The sequence below is a fragment of the Pseudomonas sp. BCA17 genome, from assembly GCF_004519405.1.
Lineage (GTDB): Bacteria > Pseudomonadota > Gammaproteobacteria > Pseudomonadales > Pseudomonadaceae > Aquipseudomonas.
Genome location: NZ_SGWI01000001.1, coordinates 1458114 through 1478357 on the forward strand (window position 1 = coordinate 1458114; position 20244 = coordinate 1478357).

The following is a 20244-nucleotide window of genomic DNA, read 5'->3' on the forward strand; positions in this document are numbered from 1 at the left end:
ACCCGCCTTCAACCGCACTTCTATCCGGCTTCGCATTAGTTGCGACAATAGACTTTCCCCGCAAGAGACAAGGCCCAGCGCCCTGGTGCCATTGGGTTAAGGTAAATGGAATGTTGCCTCGCCATGTCGACTTTGCGCGCCGCCGGCGATGGCATTCTCAAGAACGCCATCGCCCGCACGCTGCGCTCGCGCCGGTCAGTCAGTCCAGCATTGGCACATGCTTAGGATGGCTGGCAACGCGGGCCAACCACGCCTGCACGCCCGGATAAGCGTCCAGGTCAAAACCACCCTCATGGGCCACATGGGTGTAGGCATATAACGCCACATCGGCAATAGAGAATTGCTCCCCCACCAGATAGGGCGTCACTTGCAATTGACGCTCCATGACCTTGAGCGCCTTGTAGCCGCCTTTGTGCAGTTTCTTGTACTCCTCCAGGCGCTCTGGCGGCAGGCCCAGATAGAACTGGATAAACCGCGCCACCGCAATGTACGGCTCATGGCTGTACTGCTCGAAGAACTGCCATTGCAGCACCTGTGTGCGCAGGCGCGGTTCGGAGGGCAGGAACTCGCTGCCATCGGCCAGGAAGTTGAGAATCGCGTTGGATTCCCACAGGCAGGTGCCGTCTTCCAGTTCCAATACCGGGATTTTGCCATTCGGGTTCTTGGCCAGGAATTCGGCGGTCTGGGTGTCCCCCTTGAGGATGTCGACATCGATCCATTGGTATTCAATGCCCAGCAGGTTGAGCATCAACTTGATCTTGTAGCAGTTGCCCGACTTGTAATCGCCATAAACCTTGTACATGAGGCTCCCCTTATGCCGCTTGCGCGTGCTGTGCTTGACGGACCACCGAGGCCAGGCGCTTGAGACCTTCGTCCAGGCGGGCCGGGTCAATATGGCTGAAATTGAGTCGCAACGAGCCGAGATGCTGGTCCGGCTCGGAAAAGAACGGTTCACCGGGCATGAACGCGACGTTCTGCTCCAATGCTTGCGCCAACAAAGTGCGGGTATCGAGGGGTTGTTTCAAGGTCAGCCAGAAGAATAATCCGCCCTGAGGCACCTGCCAGTCAGCCAGTTCGTGGAAGTGACGCACCAAAGCGGCCTGGGAGGCATCGCGGCGCTCACGGTAGAAGCTGCGCAACTGCGCCAGGTGTTGCTGGTATTTTTCAGTGCCGATCCACTGCATCGCCTGCCATTGACCGACGCGATTGGTATGCAGGTCAGCTGATTGCTTGAGCTTGAGCAGGTGCGGGAACAGGTCCGGGCTGGCGATCAGATAGCCCACACGCAGGCCGGGCAACAGCGTCTTGGAGACAGTACCGGTGTAGATCCAACTGGCTTTTTCCAGGCGCCCGACAATAGGCTTCGCGCTGCCACCATCAAAGGTCAGTTCGCGATAGGGCTCATCTTCGATCAGGGTCACGCCGAACTCATCGAGCAAGGCGGCCACGGCTTCTCGCTTGGCCTCGCTGTAACGCACCGCCGACGGGTTCTGGAAAGTCGGGATCAGGTAGACGAACGCCGGTCGATGGCGTTCGAGGTTGGCGCGCAACCCCGTCAGGTTGGGGCCGTCGGCCTCCAGTTGCACGGTAAGACAGTCGGCGCCGAACAGTTGGAAGATCTGCAGCGCGGCCAGGTAGGTTGGGCCTTCCAGCAGGATCGGCGTGCCCTTGTCGATATACAGCTTGGCCGCCAGGTCCAGGGTTTGCTGGGACCCACTGACCACCAGTACCTGGCTGGCCTCGCACGGCACGCCCAGCGCACGGGCCTCGGCCGCAAGCAATTCGCGCAGCCGTGGCTCGCCTTCGCTCATGCCGTATTGGCCAATATTCAGTGGCATGTCATCCCAATTCAACGCCGGCAACATGGCTTCGGCGGGCAGGCCACCGGCGAATGACATCACCGCTGGGCGCTGGGCTGCCGCAAGGATTTCACGGATCAAGGAGCTTTTGAGGCGCGTAACACGTTCAGAGAAGGCCATAAGGTCACCGCTAGCGAAGCCTGTGGGAAATACGTCAAACTGGTTGACCGAAATTACGACGACTTGCACGGATACGTCAACATGCTTGACCTTAAAAACCCCACTGCCCAGCAAGATGCCATGGAAGCGTTCTTTTTCGGCTACCAGGCGTTTACCGCCAAGGCCGACGAAATGCTCGGACGCCGTGGCCTGAGCCGCGTGCATCAGCGCATCGTGTTTTTTATCGCGCGCTACCCCGCAATGAGCGTGAAGGAACTGCTGGAGTTGCTCGGCGTGAGCAAGCAGGCGTTGAACATGCCACTGCGCCAATTGCAGGAAATGCATCTGGTCGACAGCGTCGCGTCCGAGACCGACAAGCGCAAGCGCCTGCTGGAACTGACCGAGGAAGGCCGGCGTTTCGAACAGTCACTGCGCCGTGAACAAGTGAAGTTGCTGCAGCGCGCCTTCCACGAAGCCGGGGAAGAAGCCGTGACGGGGTGGCTGGCGGTGAATCAGGCGCTGAGCACGGGGAATTAGCCTTTCATCTTCTTTTGAACAGATGATCGAAAACATTATTTGCTTTATTTGTATACAAAAGCATAATCCACTGCGTGCGAGTTCCTGACCTACTGGTCAACAAACCCGCCAGTACCTCAAAGCGCTGTTGCCCACATTCGTGACCGGCGCTGGAAATAACAATAAAACTCTTGAGGAGTACTCGCTGTGGATAGCCGCAAATCCGAAGCCCCTACGCTGGACATCGCCCCGCCCGACAGCCGTTGGCTAGAACGTCTGTTCAAACTCAGCTTGCACGGCACCACAGTGAAGACCGAACTGATCGCCGGCCTCACCACCTTCATCACCATGGCTTACATCATCTTCGTCAACCCGAACATCATGGCCGACGCCGGTATCGATCACGGCGCGGCCTTCGTCGCCACCTGCATCGCCGCCGCGCTGGGTTGCCTGTTGATGGGCCTGTATGCCAACTGGCCAGTGGGCCTGGCGCCGGGCATGGGCTTGAACGCGTTTTTCACCTACACCGTGGTCGGCACCATGGGTTACCACTGGGAGACCGCGCTGGGTGCCGTGTTTATTTCCGGCGTGCTGTTCATGGGCCTGACGCTGTCCCGCGTGCGCGAATGGCTGCTCAACAGCATCCCCGTGAGCCTGCGCCATGCGATGGGTGCAGGCGTAGGTCTGTTCCTCGGCGTGATCGGCCTGAAAACCGCCGGCATCATTGTCGACAGCCCCGCCACACTGATCAAACTCGGCTCGCTGCACGAGCCTGCGCCGCTGCTGGCGGCGGTGTGTTTCCTGCTGATTGCCATCCTCAGCTACCACCGCGTGTTCGGCGCAATCCTCATCAGCATCATTGCCGTGACCTTGGCCGGCTGGGGCCTGGGCGTGGTGCATTACAACGGCATTCTCTCCACGCCGCCGAGCCTGGCGCCCACCTGGATGGCCATGGATGTAAAAGGTGTATTCAATGTCAGCATGATCAGCGTGGTATTTGCATTTCTTTTTGTACACATGTTTGACACCGCAGGTACACTGATGGGCGTTGCGCAACGCGCCGGGCTGGTCAATGCCGATGGCAAGATCGATAACCTGTCCCGCGCACTGAAGGCTGACAGCGCTTCCAGCGTGTTCGGCGCGGTGGTCGGTGTACCTCCCGTGACGAGCTACGTGGAAAGCGCTGCCGGTGTCGCCGCTGGCGGCCGCACGGGGTTGACTGCGGTGACCGTGGGCGTGCTGTTTGTGGCGGCGATGTTTTTCGCGCCGCTGGCGGGCATGATCCCGGCCTACGCCACTGCCGGTGCGTTGATCTACGTGGCGATGCTGATGATGGCGAGCATGGCTCATATCAATTGGGATGAAGCCACCGACAGCATTCCGGCCATTGTCACCGCGATCATGATGCCCCTGACCTTTTCGGTGGCCGACGGTATCGCCCTGGGCTTTATCACGTACGTGGCGCTCAAGGCTGGTACCGGCAAGCACCGCGAGATTTCCGTGAGCCTGTGGGTGCTGTGCGCGATCTTTATCGCCAAATTTGTATTTCTATGAAATAGCGGCAAGTTTTCAGCGGCGAGCGACAAGCTTGCCGCTTGAAGCTTGTCGCTGACAACTGGAGGAATGAAATGACGATTGAAACCTGGCTACTGTTCAGCGGCGCAGCCTTGGTCGTGATCCTGATCCCGGGGCCACTGTCATTGCTGATGATCAGCAACAGTCTCAACTACGGCCTGCGCCGTTCGTATCCAGCGTTTCTCGGCGGGGTGTTTGCCTCGATCTGCCTGTTGAGCGCCTCGGCCCTGGGCCTGGGTGCCCTGCTGCTGGCATCGGAACAGTTGTTCAGCGCGTTGAAAATCCTCGGCGCGGCCTACCTGTTCTACCTTGCCTGGCAAAGCTGGCAGCAATCCCGTCAGCCAAGCCAGGGCGCGGTGGTGCCACAAGCGGTAGCGACGCCGCGGTTCCGCGCGTTGTTTGGCCGAGCGTTTGTGCTCGGCGCCAGCAACCCCAAGGACATCCTGTTCTTCGCTGCCTTCCTGCCGCAATTTCTCAGCAGCCAGCAACCCTTCCTGCCGCAGCTGCTGATCATGATCGCCACCTGGACCCTGCTCGACCTGCTGTGCAAACTGGCCTACGGGTTGAGTGCCCATGGTGCGGCGCGCTACCTGCGCAGCGGCAAAGGCCAGAGCTGGTTCAACCGCACCAGCGCCGGGCTGTTCGGCGGCGCCGGGATGGTGTCGCTGATCAAGGGGACGGGCCCACTTTGACAAAGTAAATGCTGGGCGGGAGCGTGCCTGATACAGGCCATTGAATGCCTGCTACTAACCGGACAAGGCGCCCTTCCTCCCTGGCACGCTTGATTCGCGCGAATACCTGCGAAACGGGATGACGGTTGATGGCTTTAGTGAACCAACCGTCCGTCAGCCTGGAGTGCAGTGTGATAGACGATCTCTCGACCCAGCGGACGGATACGTAATAGAGCTTGTCCGAAAGCGCATGAGTCACGACCAGGTCACGTGTAGTCCTCCTACCGTGGGTGACACGCAATTCCTCTACGTTGAACCCCATCTGCTCCAACACCTGCCTGACGGCCGGATGCTGCGCGTTGTTTCGCACCACGGTGTGCCTGCGGCTGACGGAGCGCAGCAGCGGGTCCAAGCCCTGCACTCGAAAATCGACACGGGTGAAGCCAGGCGCTTTGCCGTCATAGCCAATGAATACCGATACCCTGCCCCTTTCGCTGGGCCGCAACATTCTCAGCAAATCATCGGTCTGCCCGGGCCGCGCGGGGGCCGGAGGCAACCAACCGTCCAGGGTCGCGCGGATATTGAGCAGGTGAGTGGCCGTAGCTGGACGCCTGGGGCCTGAAAGCTCGACCAGTCTGGCGACTGCAAAGTTCTTGCTACCCTTTGTCAGGGTGGGAAAGGCCTCACTCACATACCTTGCCAGCGGCTTATTGAACAGCGGCTGATGAAGCTGCCAGTCGTTCGCCGAACTGCGCGACGCCGGAATGGGCTGCTCGTCAGGCGCCGTGCGTGTCCACCGTTCGATGTCAGCGCTCGCCAAGGAAACGCGCGGCTCATCCCTTGTGATGAACACGATGCGGTGCAGCGGCGCTTGATCGCCCTGGGGCAACAGCCGGTAATAACCGCTCAACGGATCCGCCAGGCTGGTATTGGGTGGTGCCACTCGCAGGACGTTGTAGGAAATACCTGGACTGGCCAGAGGAACGTGAAACACACCAGGCGCCGGGGAGCTCAACTGCGCGGTAATCGGAATCTGCATCCGCCAGTCCAACCAATGGGTTGCCGTGGAGAATGACTGCAGGATCGAAGCTTCCGTCGCGTTGCGCAAAACCGGTGGCCACCAGTCAGATAAGGCCGACACCGGCGCGGGCCACGGGTTGAGCACCCCCGAACTCGTCCCGGCCATCGGTTGCGGCGCGTCCGCACCCAGCAACCATTCACCCGGCTGATGGATATTCAAGATCAGTTCGCCCTGGCCCGCGACCTGTCGATTTTCCAGGCGGAATACCGGCTCGTTGCCGCGTCGATAGACCGGATAATGGTGCGTGTCGTCCGCCACAAACAGCACGCCGTCCTTCGCATGGATGCCGACCTGATCCGGTCCCTTCAACGCCACGGCCTCTTTGGGCACACCCTCGATTTTGAAATGTTCCAAGGTCTTGAGCTGCATCACGGGGGGCGATGCCAATCGCACTGGCCCGCCCTGCGCAGTCATGCGCAGACGATGAATACGCCCCAGGGCAACCCTTGATACGGGGCGGGCGACGCGCGATGCGACACGCCCCGCCGGCTTCGGGCCGGGCATGACGTTCAGCAGCAGGTCGATGATCAGAAAGCTGCTCATAAAGCCCACATCGACGGCATCGTGCGCATCGCCAAAGCGGTGATAGTGCCGCGCCGCAAGCAGCAACTCATAAACGTCATTGAGGACGCCGAACAAGGGAAAGAAAAACTGCGAGAAAAACGCAACGATCCGGCGACTGCGGGTCCCGCTTTGCTCAGCCAGCCGCCGGGCGCGGTAGTTCTCCAGTTCTTTGCCGGAACGGCTGACCGCCTGAGCCTGGCGCTGCAGCTCGAACACACTGGCTCGATACAGCAATGCCCGGGCATCGCTATGGGAGGTAGCGACAATCGCCAGCCAGTCCTGCGGCTCACTGGCGATCTGCTCAAGGATGACGTTCTCCAGCTCATTGAGCTGCACCGTGGGCTCCAGGTGCTTGATCTTGAATGAGCGAATGAACTCGATCCCGCGCTGTATCCCCTTCACCATGGAAATGCCCGGTAAATAATCAAGGATATCGAGTGCCGGATCGGGCGCAGCGGCCCGGGCGGGATGGTGAGTCAGCGCCTCGAAGGCCCAGCCGGGTGCAACCTGTCGAGCCAACACCTTGACGCTGCCAGGCAGTGAGCCGACCCGGTTCAACTCAACCCGCGCCTGTTCCAGGCTGCCGTATTCGGTGAGCACTGCCTCTGGCGGACCGCCGGGCCAATAGACCACACACTGGCCCGTGGCGATGTCTTGCACCACCACCAGCCCTGCGATGTAGCGATCATGCTGCATGGTGTGCCCCACCAGGTGCACCACATGCAATTGCAACTGATGCTGGTTTTTCAGCAGATCCCGGGGCGTTCGCGCGGCCATCGCGGTGCGCAACAGACTCTCTGCACTCGCCGTCAGCCCTTGCTGAACCGCCGCGTAAAGATTCTGTTCGGCACCCGCCCGCAACGTGCGGTTCAACAGCGCTGGAATACGTCCCTCAGTCACCGTGTGGGCATCGCCAACAGGTGGATAAAACACTGAATTGATCAACCTGGCGTACTCGCCACCGATATCCAGTGAAGCCACCATGGGTATCAGGTAAGCGGCGTTCAACCGCTCTTTCCATTGGGGCTGCAGATAGCGGGCGCGGTTGAATCGCCACTGTGTCCAAGGTGCCACTGGATCCAGATTATGCAGCGCCAGTTGCTGCAGGCTGAACGTCGTACGCTCGGGGGTGGCGGTCAATATTCGCCGGCGATCCCCCACAGAGCAGCGGCTTTCCCACCCGCAAAAGCTGTCTTGGACATCATCGGGCAGATCAATCAACGGCTGCTCGATATCCAGGTGCGAGGGCAGACCATCCTGGTGCAAGCGGTCCGTCAGCGCACGGCGGGCAAACGTGCCGAGGTCGGGCAGGCAGTCTTGCAGGCGACGTGCGAAGGCAAAGGCGCTGCTCAGATGCAAACGCCACAAGCGCCTGAAGTGCCTGCGCTGGACACTGGGCGCACTGACTAACCAGGCCGGCAGTTGCGTGGATTCGGACGCGACCTTGCACAGCAGTTCAACGTTCGCTTGTGCCTGGTTCAGCGCGCTGTTCGCCGGAGCCGTCAGGTTGTCTTGCAGCTCGAACATCAACAGCGAGCGGCTCAACTCGGCATCCGTCACTTCGCTGAAAATACGCGTGATGTCCTCAGTGCTTTTGTGCAAACGGTCGCAGGTCCCAAGCAGCCTCTTGAGGCTGGCCAGTGCAGGCTTGCTACGGATGTGGAGGTAACGCACGCTCAGGGATTCACGCGCCGCATGGGCGCGCAGATCGCGGCGTTTATCACGCTCCACATAGCCCCATAGCACCGAATCGTCATGACTGCCCAGGCTGGCCTTGAGGCTTTGAGTCAGGGCGTCCAACCCGGAAAAAGCAGCCACGCCGCCGTCGGTCCCAAACGCGTATAGCACCACGGGGCGCTGGCGGGTCGGGACCCTCACGGCGGCGGCCGTCGTGACGACCCAGACGTTATGCAGTGGGTAAAAGGCATCTGGCTCATTGCCAATGGCGACGGACATCACCCGGGTCTGGCTCTGCGAGCGGCGTGAGGCCAGGGGCTGGTCTATCACCTCAATCATCAGATCGCGATGCGCGGTGCCCAGCCGCTTGAGCTGGTGTTGCAGCAAAACCTCGCAGCGCAGGGCCTCGGCCTGAGCATTCAGGAACAGCGAAACCCGCCTGGGCGTCCCTGCCCCGCCCGGCCGCCCGGCCCAAAAAACCAGGTCGAGCAAGCGTTGTGGCGCAGCTTGCACTAACGCTTTCAACGCCTGCGCATGCACATCCCGTTGGCGTATCAGTGAGAGCAACCCTTGATAAGCGGGCGTCTGCACATTGGGATCGGCCGGGCCCAACAACGTGACCAGGCCTTTTTCGTAGCGTTTGACCTGCCGCTCCACCGTCAGCATCGCCAGCGTGGGTGCCGTGCTGGCAAACACAATCTCTGCCCGCCGGCGTCGATGGTCCCATCGGAGTAGTTGATCACGGAGCGGACCGAGCCGAGCGCCACCGATCAGCTGCTTGCGCGCGCCTTCCACGTAAGCGAGAAACGCCCTGGCCTCCAAGGGCTGAGGGCGCGGTCGGGCAGTAGAGAACACATGCGCGAGATTGACCTTCCTGGCACACGCCAACTCATTGCCCCATTGCCCACTCAGCAACGCCTCAGCCCCCAGCGCCAGGGCATCGCCCGTCACTGCGTGGCCACGAACGAAGCGGGTTGTCGGGGACAAGTCCGCCGGCGGGCAGGCCACATTGCGCTGATCCAACGGTAAACACTGCCACAGTAGGTGAAAGCGCTCACTGCCAAGCTCGAGCACGCCGCCTTGAAAGGCCTCGAAGCTCGGGTACTCATGAAAATTACGCACCACACCCGGCAGGTAGATGACATGGGGCGCATCAACGGGCTCACCGTCACGGTATAGATGCAAGGCCCCGGGAATTGCCAGTGCCGGCGAACCGGGCCACATCAACTGGCCCACTCGCACAGCGGCCCAGCCGCCACCGGCGCGCTGGCGTGCCGCAGCGGTCGGGGCATCGATGACGGCCTGGACCATCATCATTCCCGCACTCGACAACTCGTCGAGCTGCCGTGCGATGAAGGCACGGTCAGCAAAAAGCTGCGTGTGTAACGCCGCCCAGCGCTCCCGACGCGTCAGCCAGGAACCTTGCACCAGCGTGTCCCAATAGGTCCGTTGCGCACGAGCCAACACGTCAGGCAGCCCCATCGCAAGCACCCGCCGCAATGCTTCCAACGGGGTGTAGGGCAACCGACGATTCGGGCTCCCCTTGATGCTCAAAGCGGTAAAGGCGTTGACGTTAATCACCACCGACGGCTTAACCAGCGAGAACAACGCCCGATCGGTCAACGTGTCGACGTTCTGCGGTTCACGGGGCGGCTTGGGCTCAGTGAAAATCAGGCTGTCCGGGTCGATCTCGAAGGTCTTGCGCAGTTCGGCTCGAAGCACATTCAACACCTTGGGAGAACGGCCGATCAGGTGCGCCAACGCCTGCGTCGACTCGCTGCACCGCAGGTCGGCCAGGGCGAGCTGATTGATCAGGCGGCTGGGGTGTGAGCAGGTATTGATTCGCCATCGAAGCGCATCGCGAATGGCCTGTAGCGCGGCTTCGGCCGCAGCGGCTGAATCATCGGTATCGGGGAGCGGACCCATGGTGCTTTCTTCTCATTGAGGAAAACACCCAGCCTAGGTACCGCCGAAGGCCAAGGAGCACTAGATAGTTGAGCCCTCGGCAAATAAAAAAAGCCCGCTGTGTGGGCGGGCGAAAAACCAACGAAGAGCTTTGGGGGTGTGAAGCGAGGTGACGCTAGCTACCGCGATAGGTGGAGTAGCTGTAAGGCGAAATCAGTAGCGGGACATGGTAGTGCTCCTGTTCGGCGCTGATACCGAAGCGCAATACCACCACATCCAGGAAGGCCGGTTCCGGCAGTTGTACACCACGGGCGCGGTAGTAATCACCAGCGCTGAACTGCAGCTGGTACACGCCACTGCGGTAGGCGTCGCCTTGCAGCAGCGGCGCATCGCAGCGGCCGTCGCTGTTGGTCAGGGCGGTGGCGACCAGCTCAAGCTGAGCGCCTTCGACGCGGTACAGCTCAACCTGGATGGCGCTGCCGGGGCAGCCGTGTGCGGCGTCCAAAACGTGTGTGGTCAAACGTCCCATGGCGTCTATGCGCCTCCCGTGGTCAGTAGAAGAGAATCCGCACTTTTTCGGGGCAGGGAAAAAGTCGGCGATGGCTGATTAAGACACTTTTTAAAAAAATTGTACACAATAAAAATCACAAACCCTTGGATGCATGCCTTCGTGTGGCTCGCCAGGGCAACCGACGAGTAATCCTTGCTTTTAAACGACCTTTTGTCCATTAGCTGACCAATCAGGCAAGTTTCTTGCTACAGCATCCCCCCAGGGCCCTGCAGAAAAAATGCGGAAATGCAGGCTTACAAAGTCGTCGATAAGTTGTATACAATCAATCATCGCCAACACGACGAACAAGAAGGAAGACTGCAGTGAGCGCTGACTACCCACGCGACCTGATCGGTTACGGCAGTAACCCTCCTCATCCCCACTGGCCGGGCAAGGCGCGCATTGCGCTGTCTTTCGTACTCAACTACGAAGAAGGTGGCGAGCGCAATATCTTGCACGGTGACAAAGAGTCTGAAGCCTTCCTCTCGGAAATGGTCTCGGCCCAACCGCTGCAGGGCGAACGCAACATGAGCATGGAGTCGCTGTACGAATACGGCAGCCGGGCCGGTGTGTGGCGCATCCTCAAGCTGTTCAAGGAATTCGATATACCGCTGACCATCTTCGCCGTGGCCATGGCCGCCCAACGGCACCCGGATGTGATCCGCGCCATGGTCGAAGCGGGCCATGAGATCTGCAGCCACGGCTATCGCTGGATCGACTACCAATACATGGACGAGGCCCAGGAGCGCGAGCACATGCTCGAAGCCATCCGCATCCTCACCGAACTGACCGGCGAGCGCCCCCTGGGCTGGTACACCGGGCGCACCGGCCCCAACACGCGGCGGCTGGTGATGGAGGAAGGTGGCTTCCTCTACGATTGCGACACCTACGACGACGACCTGCCCTATTGGGAACCCAACACCCCCACCGGCAAGCCGCACCTGGTGATCCCCTACACCCTGGACACCAACGACATGCGCTTCACCCAGGTGCAGGGTTTCAACAAAGGCGATGACTTTTTCGAGTACCTCAAGGATGCCTTCGATGTGCTTTACGCCGAAGGCGCCGAGGCACCGAAGATGCTTTCCATCGGCCTGCACTGCCGCCTGATCGGCCGCCCTGCACGCCTGGCCTCGTTGAAGCGCTTCATTGAATACGTCAAAGGCCACGAGCACGTCTGGTTCACTCGTCGGGTGGACATTGCCCGTCACTGGCAAGAAACCCACCCCTGCCCGGGAGCGGCGAAATGACTGCGTTCCACAGCCTCAAACCTTCGAGCCTGAGCCGCGACGAATTCGTCAGCGCCTTCGCCGATATCTACGAACATTCGCCATGGGTGGCCGAAAGGGCCTTTGACCTGGGCCAGGACGCTTCGATTGACCAGATCGAAACCCTGCACCAGCGCATGAGCGACATCCTGTTGAGCGCCGATCACGCCAGCCAACTGGCCTTGATCAACGCTCACCCGGACCTGGCGGGCAAAGCGGCCGTCCAGGGCCAACTGACCCAAGCCAGCACTGATGAACAGGCCGGCGCGGGGATTCACCAATGCACGGCCGAAGAGTTCTCACGCTTCACCGAGCTGAACGAGGCCTACAAGGCCAAGTTCAAGTTTCCCTTCATCATGGCGGTAAAAGGCAGCAACCGGCATCAGATCCTGGCCGCGTTCGAAACGCGCATCCACAACTCGGTGGACACCGAGTTCAAATGCGCCCTGGCCGAGATCAACAAGATCGCGTTGTTCCGTTTACTGACCCTCTAACAGACCATTCCCAGCCACTCTATCCAAGGCAGACAAGAAGAATGAAAGCTTACGCCGCACCTTTCGAAAAGTTCGTCAACCTGGCCGATGCCCGCCTGGGCACCAAGATCATCTCTGTGACCGATGACTGGTTCGCCGACGCCAACCGCCTTTTCCAGCCGACCCCGGCCGTGTGGAAGGAGGGCGTTTTCGATGACAACGGCAAGTGGATGGACGGCTGGGAGTCGCGCCGCAAGCGTTTCGAAGGCTACGACAGTGCGGTCATCCGCCTGGGCGTGCCGGGTTCGATCAAGGGCGTGGACATCGACACTTCGTTCTTCACCGGCAACTACCCGCCGTCGGCGTCCCTGGAAGCGTGTTTCCTGGCCTCTGGCGAGCCCGACGAAAACACCCAGTGGGTGGAAGTGCTGTCGGCCGTCGAGTTGCAAGGCAACAGCCATCACTACCACGAAATCAACAACGACCAGGCATTCAGCCACCTGCGCTTCAACATCTACCCGGACGGCGGTGTAGCCCGTCTGCGTGTGTACGGTGTGCCGTTCCGCGACTGGTCGTCGGTGGGCGATAACGAACAGGTCGACCTGGCTGCCGCGCTGAACGGCGGTCGCGCCCTGGCCTGCTCCGATGAACACTTCGGCCGCATGAGCAACATTCTCAACCCGGGCCGTGGCATCAACATGGGCGACGGCTGGGAAACCGCGCGTCGTCGTACACCGGGCAATGACTGGGTGATCGTCGCCCTGGGCCATCCGGGCGAGATCGAGAAGATCATCGTCGACACCCTGCACTTCAAGGGCAACTACCCGGACACCTGCTCGATCCAGGGTGCATTCGTGAAAGGCGGCACCGACAGCCAGATCGAAACCCAGTCGTTGTTCTGGCGTGAACTGCTGCCGGCGCAGAAGCTGGAAATGCACGCCGAACACACCTTCGCCGAGCAGATCAAGGCACTGGGGCCGATTACCCACATCCGCCTGAACGTGTTCCCGGATGGGGGTGTGAGCCGCCTGCGCGTCCTGGGCAAGGTCGCTAAATAAGCAGTGAACCCTGTGGCGAGGGAGCTTGCTCCCGCTGGGTCGCAAAGCGCCCCCAAGAACTGGAACTGCTGCGCAGTCCAACGGGAGCAAGCTCCCTCGCCATACAAGCAAACAACACAGAATCCGGATAAGAAGACAGCCATGCGCACACTGATGATCGAACCCCTGACCAAAGAAGCCTTCGCCCCTTTCGGAGACGTTATCGAGACCGATGGCAGCGATCACTTCATGATCAACAACGGGTCGACCATGCGCTTTCACAAACTGGCGACGGTGGAAACCGCGACGCCTGAAGACAACGCGATCATCAGCATCTTCCGCGCCGACGCGCTGGATATGCCGCTGACCGTGTGCATGCTGGAGAGACACCCGCTGGGCAGCCAGGCTTTCATTCCGCTGCTCGGCAACCCCTTTCTGATCGTGGTCGCGCCACTTGGCGATGCACCTGTATCAGGCTTGGTCCGCGCCTTCGTCACCAACGGCAGGCAGGGCATCAATTACCATCGCGGCGTCTGGCACCACCCGGTGCTGACGATCGAAAAGCGGGATGACTTCCTGGTGGTTGATCGCAGTGGCACTGGCAATAACTGCGATGAGCATTTTTTCAAAGAGGATGAGCGTTTGATCCTCGCCCCCCACCAATAAGAGAAGGTCTGATCACCCGACAACAAGGGTGACAGGCGAGAGGTAAAGACTGTGGAAGCACATCTGTTGGAATGGCTGAACCTGAGCGTGCGCTGGGTTCACATGATCACCGGCGTCGCCTGGATCGGCGCTTCCTTTTATTTCGTCTGGCTGGAAAACAACCTCAACCGCGTCAACCCCAAGGACGGCCTGGCCGGTGACTTGTGGGCGATCCACGGTGGCGGTATCTACCACCTGGAAAAATACAAACTGGCCCCACCGACCATGCCGGACAACCTGCACTGGTTCAAATGGGAAGCCTATTTCACCTGGATGTCGGGCATTGCGCTGCTGTGCGTGGTGTTCTATTCCAACCCGACCCTGTACCTGCTGGCCCCGGGCAGCAGCCTCAGTGGCCCGGAAGGCGTACTGCTGGGTATCGGCTCCCTGTTCGTCGGCTGGTTCATCTACTCCTTCCTCTGCGACTCGGCCCTGGGCAAGCGCCCTGCTCTGCTCGGCTTGATCCTGTTCGTGCTGTTGATTGCCGCCGCGTACGGCTTCAGCAAGGTGTTCAGCGGGCGCGGCGCCTACCTGCATGTGGGCGCCGTCATCGGCACCATCATGGTGGGTAACGTGTTCCGCATCATCATGCCCGCCCAGCGCGCGCTGGTGGCGGCCATCGAGCAAAACCGCACGCCGGATCCGGCATTGCCGGCCAAGGGGCTGCTGCGTTCGCGGCACAACAACTACTTCACCTTGCCGGTGCTGTTCATCATGATCAGCAACCACTTCCCGAGCACCTACGGCAGCCAATACAACTGGCTGATCCTGGCCGGTATCGCGGTGGCGGCGGTGCTGGTACGCCACTACTTCAACACCCGGCATAACAGCCAGAAGTATGCGTGGACCCTTCCGGTGGGCGCGTTGGCGATGATTTGCCTGGCGTATGTGACCGGGCCAAAACCGCTATCGACTTCGCCGGAAGTGGCCAAGGCACCGGCGGCGATCGAATACCAGCCGTTGCCGGAAACCGCGTTGGGCGGTGGCCTGAAACCTGCCGCGCCGGCTGCTCCCGCCGAGCCGGCTGCAGCACCCGCTGCGCCTGCCCAGGCCACGATTGATTTCGACAAGGTGCACGGGGTGATCCAGGAACGCTGCGCCGTGTGCCATTCGGCCAAGCCGACCAGCCCGCTGTTCAGCACCGCGCCGGCCGGAGTGATGTTCGACACCCCGGCGCAGATCCAGCAGCAGGCGGCGCGCATTCAGGCGCAGGCCGTGGCCAGCCAGATCATGCCGTTGGGCAACATCACGCAGATGACCCAGCAGGAGCGGGACTTGATTGGCACCTGGATCAGCCAGGGAGCCCGTACCAACTGACAGCCTGATGCACATCCACCTGTGGGAGCGGGCTTGCTCGCTCCCTCAGGGCCTTTGCAGCGTTTTCAAGACCAAGCTCCACCCGGCAATTGAATGCCGAACAACACAAAAATAAAAAGATTCGAGGTGTTGCATGTCCCAGTTAGAAACGCAGACCCCTGCGGCGCCCGCCATCGTGCGCCTGCCCCTCTTGCAACTGATGCTGGTCGGCCTGCAACACGTCTTGCTGATGTACGGCGGCGCCGTCGCCGTGCCCCTGATCATTGGCCAGGCCGCCGGCTTGAGCCGTGAAGAAATCGCCTTTCTGATCAACGCCGACCTGCTGGTTGCCGGTATCGCCACCCTGGTGCAGTCATTCGGCATCGGCCCGGCGGGCATTCGAATGCCGGTGATGATGGGCGCCAGCTTCGCCGCTGTCGGCAGTATGGTCGCCATGGCCGGCATGCCCGGGATCGGCTTGCAAGGGATCTTCGGCGCGACCATCGCCGCCGGGTTCTTCGGCATCTTGATCGCACCGTTCATGTCCAAGGTCGTACGTTTTTTTCCGCCGTTGGTGACCGGCACGGTCATAACCGCCATCGGCCTGTCGTTGTTTCCGGTCGCCGTGAACTGGGCCGGTGGCGGCAGTGCTGCCGCCACGTTCGGCTCGCCGATTTACCTGGCGATTGCCGCGCTGGTACTGGCTACCATCCTGCTGATCAACCGCTTCATGCGTGGTTTCTGGGTGAACATCTCGGTGCTGATCGGCATGGCGCTCGGTTACGGTTTGTGCGGCATGCTCGGCATGGTCGACCTCAGCGGCCTCACGCAGGCACCCTGGGTGCAGGTGGTGACGCCACTGCATTTCGGCATGCCCACGTTCGAATTGGCGCCGATCCTGTCGATGTGCCTGGTGGTGGTGATCATCTTCGTCGAGTCCACCGGGATGTTCCTTGCCCTGGGCAAGATCACCGGCCAGGAGGTCACGCCGAAGATGCTGCGCCGTGGCCTGCTGTGTGATGCCGGCGCGTCATTCTTCGCCGGTTTCTTCAACACCTTTACTCACTCCTCCTTCGCCCAGAACATCGGCCTGGTGCAGATGACCGGCGTGCGCTGCCGCTCGGTGACGATCATGGCCGGGGTGTTCCTGATTGTGCTGAGCCTGTTGCCCAAAGCCGCATTTCTGGTGGCGTCAATTCCGCCGGCAGTGCTGGGCGGTGCGGCGATTGCCATGTTCGGCATGGTCGCGGCGACCGGCATCAAGATCCTGCAGGAAACCGACATCGCCGATCGCCGTAACCAACTGCTGGTGGCGGTGAGCATCGGCATGGGCCTGATCCCGGTGGTGCGCCCGGAATTCTTCGCACAGCTGCCGCTATGGATGAGCCCGATTACCCACAGCGGAATTGCCATGGCCACCCTCAGCGCCCTGTCGCTGAACATACTGTTCAACATCCTGGGTGGCGCCGAGCGATCCGTAGTCGCCCCTACCCACTGATTCCTTCGTTAACAATAAAAACAATAACGAACAAGGAACATCCCCATGTACGCCATTCACCTGGGGCCGGCCACAAGCCGCGCCCCATTCTCGCCCCACGCGCTCTGTTACAGCGCACTTGAGCCACGGCCTGAGAGCCAGTATTCTCCGCGCCCGCTCGAATCGACTCAAAAAAAAACAGCGAATGTAAAAGCTGACTGCAAGGCCAACTTATCCGGGCCTACTGTCTGCGGCCAACGTGCACAAAACACCACCGGACTCGACTGCAAGAACTGCAGCCGAAGGCGTTTTATTGGTTTTTTAAACACCTTGGCGCAGCTCTTGCTAAAAGCATTAAAGCTGACCAAACAGACGATTTTTGCAGCGAACCAAAAGGCGCCACACCAGAGCGCTTGCGTAGAAGAACAATCCTAAAACTTTGACTCGGGAGCACCGAATGAAACCTATGTTGAAAGGCCTGATGTTGGCAGGTTCCCTGCTGGCCGGTGGCCAAGCCGTAGCCGGCGATCTGTTGCAGTGGCAGAACAACAGCCTGACGTACCTGTGGGGCAAGAACTTCACCATCAACCCACAGATCCAGCAGACCGTCACGTTCGAACATGCCGACGCCTGGAAGTACGGCGACAACTTCCTGTTCGTCGACCGTATCTTTTACAACGGCAAGGAAGACGGCAACGTCGGCCCGGATACTTATTACGGCGAGTTCAGCCCACGGCTGTCGTTCGGCAAAATATTCGACAAGGACCTGTCTTTCGGCCCGATCAAAGATGTATTGCTGGCCTTCACTTACGAGTTCGGCGAAGGCGATAACGAGTCGTACCTGCTCGGCCCGGGCTTTGACCTGAATATCCCGGGTTTCGACTACTTCCAGTTGAACTTCTACCAACGCCAGACCGAGGGCAATCGCCCGGGTGACGGCGTCTGGCAGATCACTCCTGTGTGGTCGTACACCCTGCCAGTGGGCAATTCCAACATATTGATCGACGGCTACATGGACTGGGTAGTCGACAACGACAAGAACGCCCGCGGCACTTACCACGCCAACCTGCACTTCAACCCACAGGTCAAATACGACTTGGGCAAGGCACTGCATTGGGGCGAGAAACAGTTGTATGTCGGGTTTGAATACGACTACTGGAAGAACAAGTACGGCATTGAAGATTCCGGTGCGTTCAAGACTAACCAGGACACGGCAAGTTTCCTGGTCAAGTACCACTTCTAACGGTTGACTGCATCGCCTGTGGGAGCGGGCTTGCGCGCTCCCACATTCAGTTCGGCGTCAATCCAAGGAACCTCGACAACTCCTCACGCTTGGCCAGCGCATCGCGCCGCCCCAGCTCGATCAACTCACTGCAATACCCCGCCTCGAACAACAAGTAACTCAACACCCCCGCCCCGCTCGTCCTGGTCGCCCCCGGCCCGCGCAGGAACAAGCGCAATGCCGCCGGCAGTTCCTGGCGATGCCGCGCCGCGATTTCATCGATCGGCTGGCTGGGCGCAATCACCAGCACCTCCACCGGCGCCACCCCAGGCGCGACCTGGCTGAATTGGTTCAAGCGCTCGAGCAACTCGATATCACTCTCCAGGCTGTCGATGAATGTGCTGTTGAGCATGTGCCCACCAATCTGTGCCAGCGTCGGCTGCTGGCCGGTATAGGCACGTTGCGTGGCAGGCTCATTGCCCCGCGGGTTACCGCTCACGCCCACCACCAGCACCCGGCTCGCGCCCAAGTGCAAGGCAGGGCTGATCGGCGCCGACTGGCGCACCGCGCCATCACCGAAATATTCCTCATCAAGCTTGACTGGCGCGAACAGCAACGGGATTGCCGAGCTGGCCAGCAGGTGTTCCACCGTCAACTGGGCGGGCACACCAATACGCCGATGGCGCAACCAGGCATCGATGGTACGGCCGCCCTGGTAGAAGGTCATCGCCTGCCCGGACTCATAGCCGAAAGCCGTCACCGCTACGGCATGCAGATGCTGTTTGCGAATGGCCTCGTCGATGCCTTGCAGGTGCAGCTTGTCGTTGAGCAGGTCCCGCAGCGGCGCACTGTCGAGCAGCGCCACCGGCACCTGGCCCCCCAGGCCCAACAGGCTGTGAATGAAGAAGCGACTGGCCTGGCGGATCACTCCCGGCCAGTCGCTGCGCAGCACCAGGTGGCTGCGAAAGCCCTGCCAGAACGCGGTAAGCCGTTGGATCGCCGCGGTGAAGTCTGTCGCACCGCTCGCCAGGCTCACGGCGTTGATCGCCCCGGCGGAGGTACCGACAATCACCGGGAAAGGGTTCGGCGCCCCTGGCGGCAACAGCTCGGCAATCGCCGCCAACACCCCCACCTGATACGCCGCTCGCGCCCCGCCGCCGGAAAGAATCAAGCCTGTGACCGGTTCAGCTGGGCGCATTGCATCACTCCATAGGGGGGAAGGCAGGTATTACCGACGGCGTTTTTCGTACAGCTTAGGCTCGCCCGGTGGCCGGCTCTTGAAGCGGCGGTGCGTCCACAGGTACTGCGCGGGGCATTCGCGTACCGAGGCCTCGACCCACTGGTTGATACGCAGGCAGTCGACTTCATCGGTTTCGCCAGGGAAGTCAGTCAACGGCGGGTGAATCACCAGGCGATAACCACTGCCATCGGCCAGGCGCTCCTGGGTAAACGGCACCACCAGGGCCTTGCCCAGGCGGGCGAATTTGCTGGTGGCGGTGACGGTAGCGGCCTGGATGCCGAACAGCGGTACGAAGATGCTTTGCTTGGCGCCGTAGTCCTGATCCGGTGCGTACCAGATGGCGCGCCCGGAGCGCAGCAACTTGAGCATGCCGCGCACGTCGTCGCGCTCTACCGCCAGGGAATCGAGATTGTGCCGCTCGCGGCCGCGCCGTTGGATAAAGTCGAACAGCGGGTTACCGTGCTCGCGGTACATGCCATCAATGGTGTGTTTCTGCCCGAGCAGGGCGGCGCCGATTTCCAGGGTGGTGAAGTGCAGGGCCATCAGGATCACGCCCTTGCCTTCCAGCTGCGCCTGCTTGAGATGTTCCAACCCTTCGACATGCGCCAGCCGTGCCAGGCGTGGCTTGGGCCACCACCAGCTCATGGCCATCTCAAAGAAGGCGATACCGGTGGAGGCAAAGTTTTCCTTGAGCAGTTGCTTGCGTTCCTTGGCGGACTTTTCCGGGAAACACAGTTCCAGGTTGCGCGCAGCAATGCGGCGACGGTCGCCGGCCACACGGTACATGCCGGCGCCGAGTAAACGACCAATGGTCAACAGCGCCCGGTACGGCAACTGAGTGATCAGCCATAACAGGCCGAGTCCCAGCCATAACAGCCAAAAACGCGGGTGAAGAAATGCAGCTCGAAAACGCGGGCGATCCATTACAGATTCCGGTAAAGACATGGGCCGCGCATTCTACAACGGTTCGACCCGGCTTGCGGCCCGCGGATGTTCTCGTTATAAGTCTCGACACTTTTCGTGACAAGC

Annotated in this window: 17 protein-coding genes; 11 read left to right on the plus strand and 6 right to left on the minus strand. The window is 60.7% G+C overall.

Translation table 11 applies throughout. The features are described 5' to 3' along the window. Positions 1-199 precede the first annotated feature (199 nt). Complete coding sequence (locus EXW71_RS06775; RefSeq protein WP_123717570.1) at positions 200-802, minus strand: glutathione S-transferase family protein; 603 nt, start codon at positions 800-802, stop codon at positions 200-202. A gap of 10 nt (positions 803-812) precedes the next feature. Next, positions 813-1979 carry a PLP-dependent aminotransferase family protein gene (locus EXW71_RS06780; protein WP_134656844.1) on the minus strand — a complete coding sequence of 389 codons (1167 nt, stop codon included), beginning with the start codon at positions 1977-1979 and terminating at the stop codon, positions 813-815. Positions 1980-2060: 81 nt separating this feature from the next. On the opposite strand from EXW71_RS06780, the gene EXW71_RS06785 reads away from it, so the two are divergent. From EXW71_RS06785 to EXW71_RS06795, 3 genes are all read left to right on the plus strand, one after another. Next, positions 2061-2495 (plus strand): MarR family transcriptional regulator, encoded by a 435-nt coding sequence (locus tag EXW71_RS06785; RefSeq protein ID WP_134656845.1) that lies wholly within the window; start codon positions 2061-2063, stop codon positions 2493-2495. A 186-nt stretch (positions 2496-2681) separates the two neighbouring features. Further along, a complete protein-coding gene (locus EXW71_RS06790) occupies positions 2682-4028 on the plus strand; it encodes an NCS2 family permease (protein WP_123717567.1) in 1347 nt (448 codons plus the stop codon). Between the two features lie 74 nt (positions 4029-4102). Next, the gene (locus tag EXW71_RS06795) at positions 4103-4741 is read left to right on the plus strand and encodes a LysE family translocator (RefSeq protein ID WP_134656846.1); all 639 of its coding nucleotides are present in this window, start codon (positions 4103-4105) and stop codon (positions 4739-4741) included. Here EXW71_RS06795 and EXW71_RS06800 read toward each other — a convergent pair. Both EXW71_RS06800 and uraH read right to left on the minus strand, forming a co-directional pair. Continuing rightward, positions 4719-9968, minus strand: a complete 5250-nt coding sequence (locus EXW71_RS06800; RefSeq protein WP_256657089.1) for a dermonecrotic toxin domain-containing protein — start codon at positions 9966-9968, stop codon at positions 4719-4721. The genes EXW71_RS06795 and EXW71_RS06800 overlap by 23 nt on opposite strands. Positions 9969-10122: 154 nt before the next feature. Then, on the minus strand, positions 10123-10476 hold the full coding sequence (gene uraH / locus EXW71_RS06805; protein WP_123717565.1) for a hydroxyisourate hydrolase: 354 nt from the start codon (positions 10474-10476) through the stop codon (positions 10123-10125). A 344-nt stretch (positions 10477-10820) separates the two neighbouring features. Between uraH and puuE the strand changes: the two genes are divergently transcribed. The 8 genes from puuE (at position 10821) to EXW71_RS06845 (ending at position 17996) form a co-directional block, all read left to right on the plus strand. Further along, positions 10821-11747 (plus strand): allantoinase PuuE, encoded by a 927-nt coding sequence (puuE, locus tag EXW71_RS06810; RefSeq protein ID WP_134656847.1) that lies wholly within the window; start codon positions 10821-10823, stop codon positions 11745-11747. Then, on the plus strand, positions 11744-12259 hold the full coding sequence (uraD, locus tag EXW71_RS06815) for a 2-oxo-4-hydroxy-4-carboxy-5-ureidoimidazoline decarboxylase (RefSeq protein ID WP_134656848.1): 516 nt from the start codon (positions 11744-11746) through the stop codon (positions 12257-12259). Before puuE ends, uraD begins: the two co-directional genes overlap by 4 nt. Positions 12260-12300: 41 nt before the next feature. Then, entirely contained in the window at positions 12301-13296 is a 996-nt protein-coding gene (gene alc / locus EXW71_RS06820; RefSeq protein WP_134656849.1) for an allantoicase, read from the plus strand. A 141-nt stretch (positions 13297-13437) separates the two neighbouring features. Further along, a complete protein-coding gene (locus EXW71_RS06825; protein WP_025854991.1) occupies positions 13438-13941 on the plus strand; it encodes an ureidoglycolate lyase in 504 nt (167 codons plus the stop codon). Between the two features lie 51 nt (positions 13942-13992). Further along, complete coding sequence (locus EXW71_RS06830) at positions 13993-15297, plus strand: urate hydroxylase PuuD (RefSeq protein WP_134656850.1); 1305 nt, start codon at positions 13993-13995, stop codon at positions 15295-15297. A gap of 133 nt (positions 15298-15430) precedes the next feature. Further along, a complete protein-coding gene (locus tag EXW71_RS06835) occupies positions 15431-16774 on the plus strand; it encodes a nucleobase:cation symporter-2 family protein (RefSeq protein ID WP_134656851.1) in 1344 nt (447 codons plus the stop codon). 45 nt (positions 16775-16819) lie between these two features. Further along, positions 16820-17188 carry a hypothetical protein gene (locus tag EXW71_RS06840; RefSeq protein WP_134656852.1) on the plus strand — a complete coding sequence of 123 codons (369 nt, stop codon included), beginning with the start codon at positions 16820-16822 and terminating at the stop codon, positions 17186-17188. A 22-nt stretch (positions 17189-17210) separates the two neighbouring features. After that, complete coding sequence (locus EXW71_RS06845) at positions 17211-17996, plus strand: outer membrane protein OmpK (RefSeq protein ID WP_134656853.1); 786 nt, start codon at positions 17211-17213, stop codon at positions 17994-17996. Between the two features lie 46 nt (positions 17997-18042). On the opposite strand, the gene EXW71_RS06850 is transcribed toward EXW71_RS06845, so the two are convergent. Together EXW71_RS06850 and EXW71_RS06855 are read right to left on the minus strand one after the other, a co-directional pair. Then, positions 18043-19173, minus strand: coding sequence for a patatin-like phospholipase family protein (locus tag EXW71_RS06850; protein WP_134656854.1), 1131 nt, complete (start codon positions 19171-19173; stop codon positions 18043-18045). 30 nt (positions 19174-19203) lie between these two features. Beyond that, positions 19204-20139: a lipid A biosynthesis lauroyl acyltransferase gene (locus tag EXW71_RS06855; RefSeq protein WP_123717558.1), complete on the minus strand. Its 936-nt coding sequence runs from the start codon at positions 20137-20139 to the stop codon at positions 19204-19206. Positions 20140-20244 lie beyond the last annotated feature (105 nt).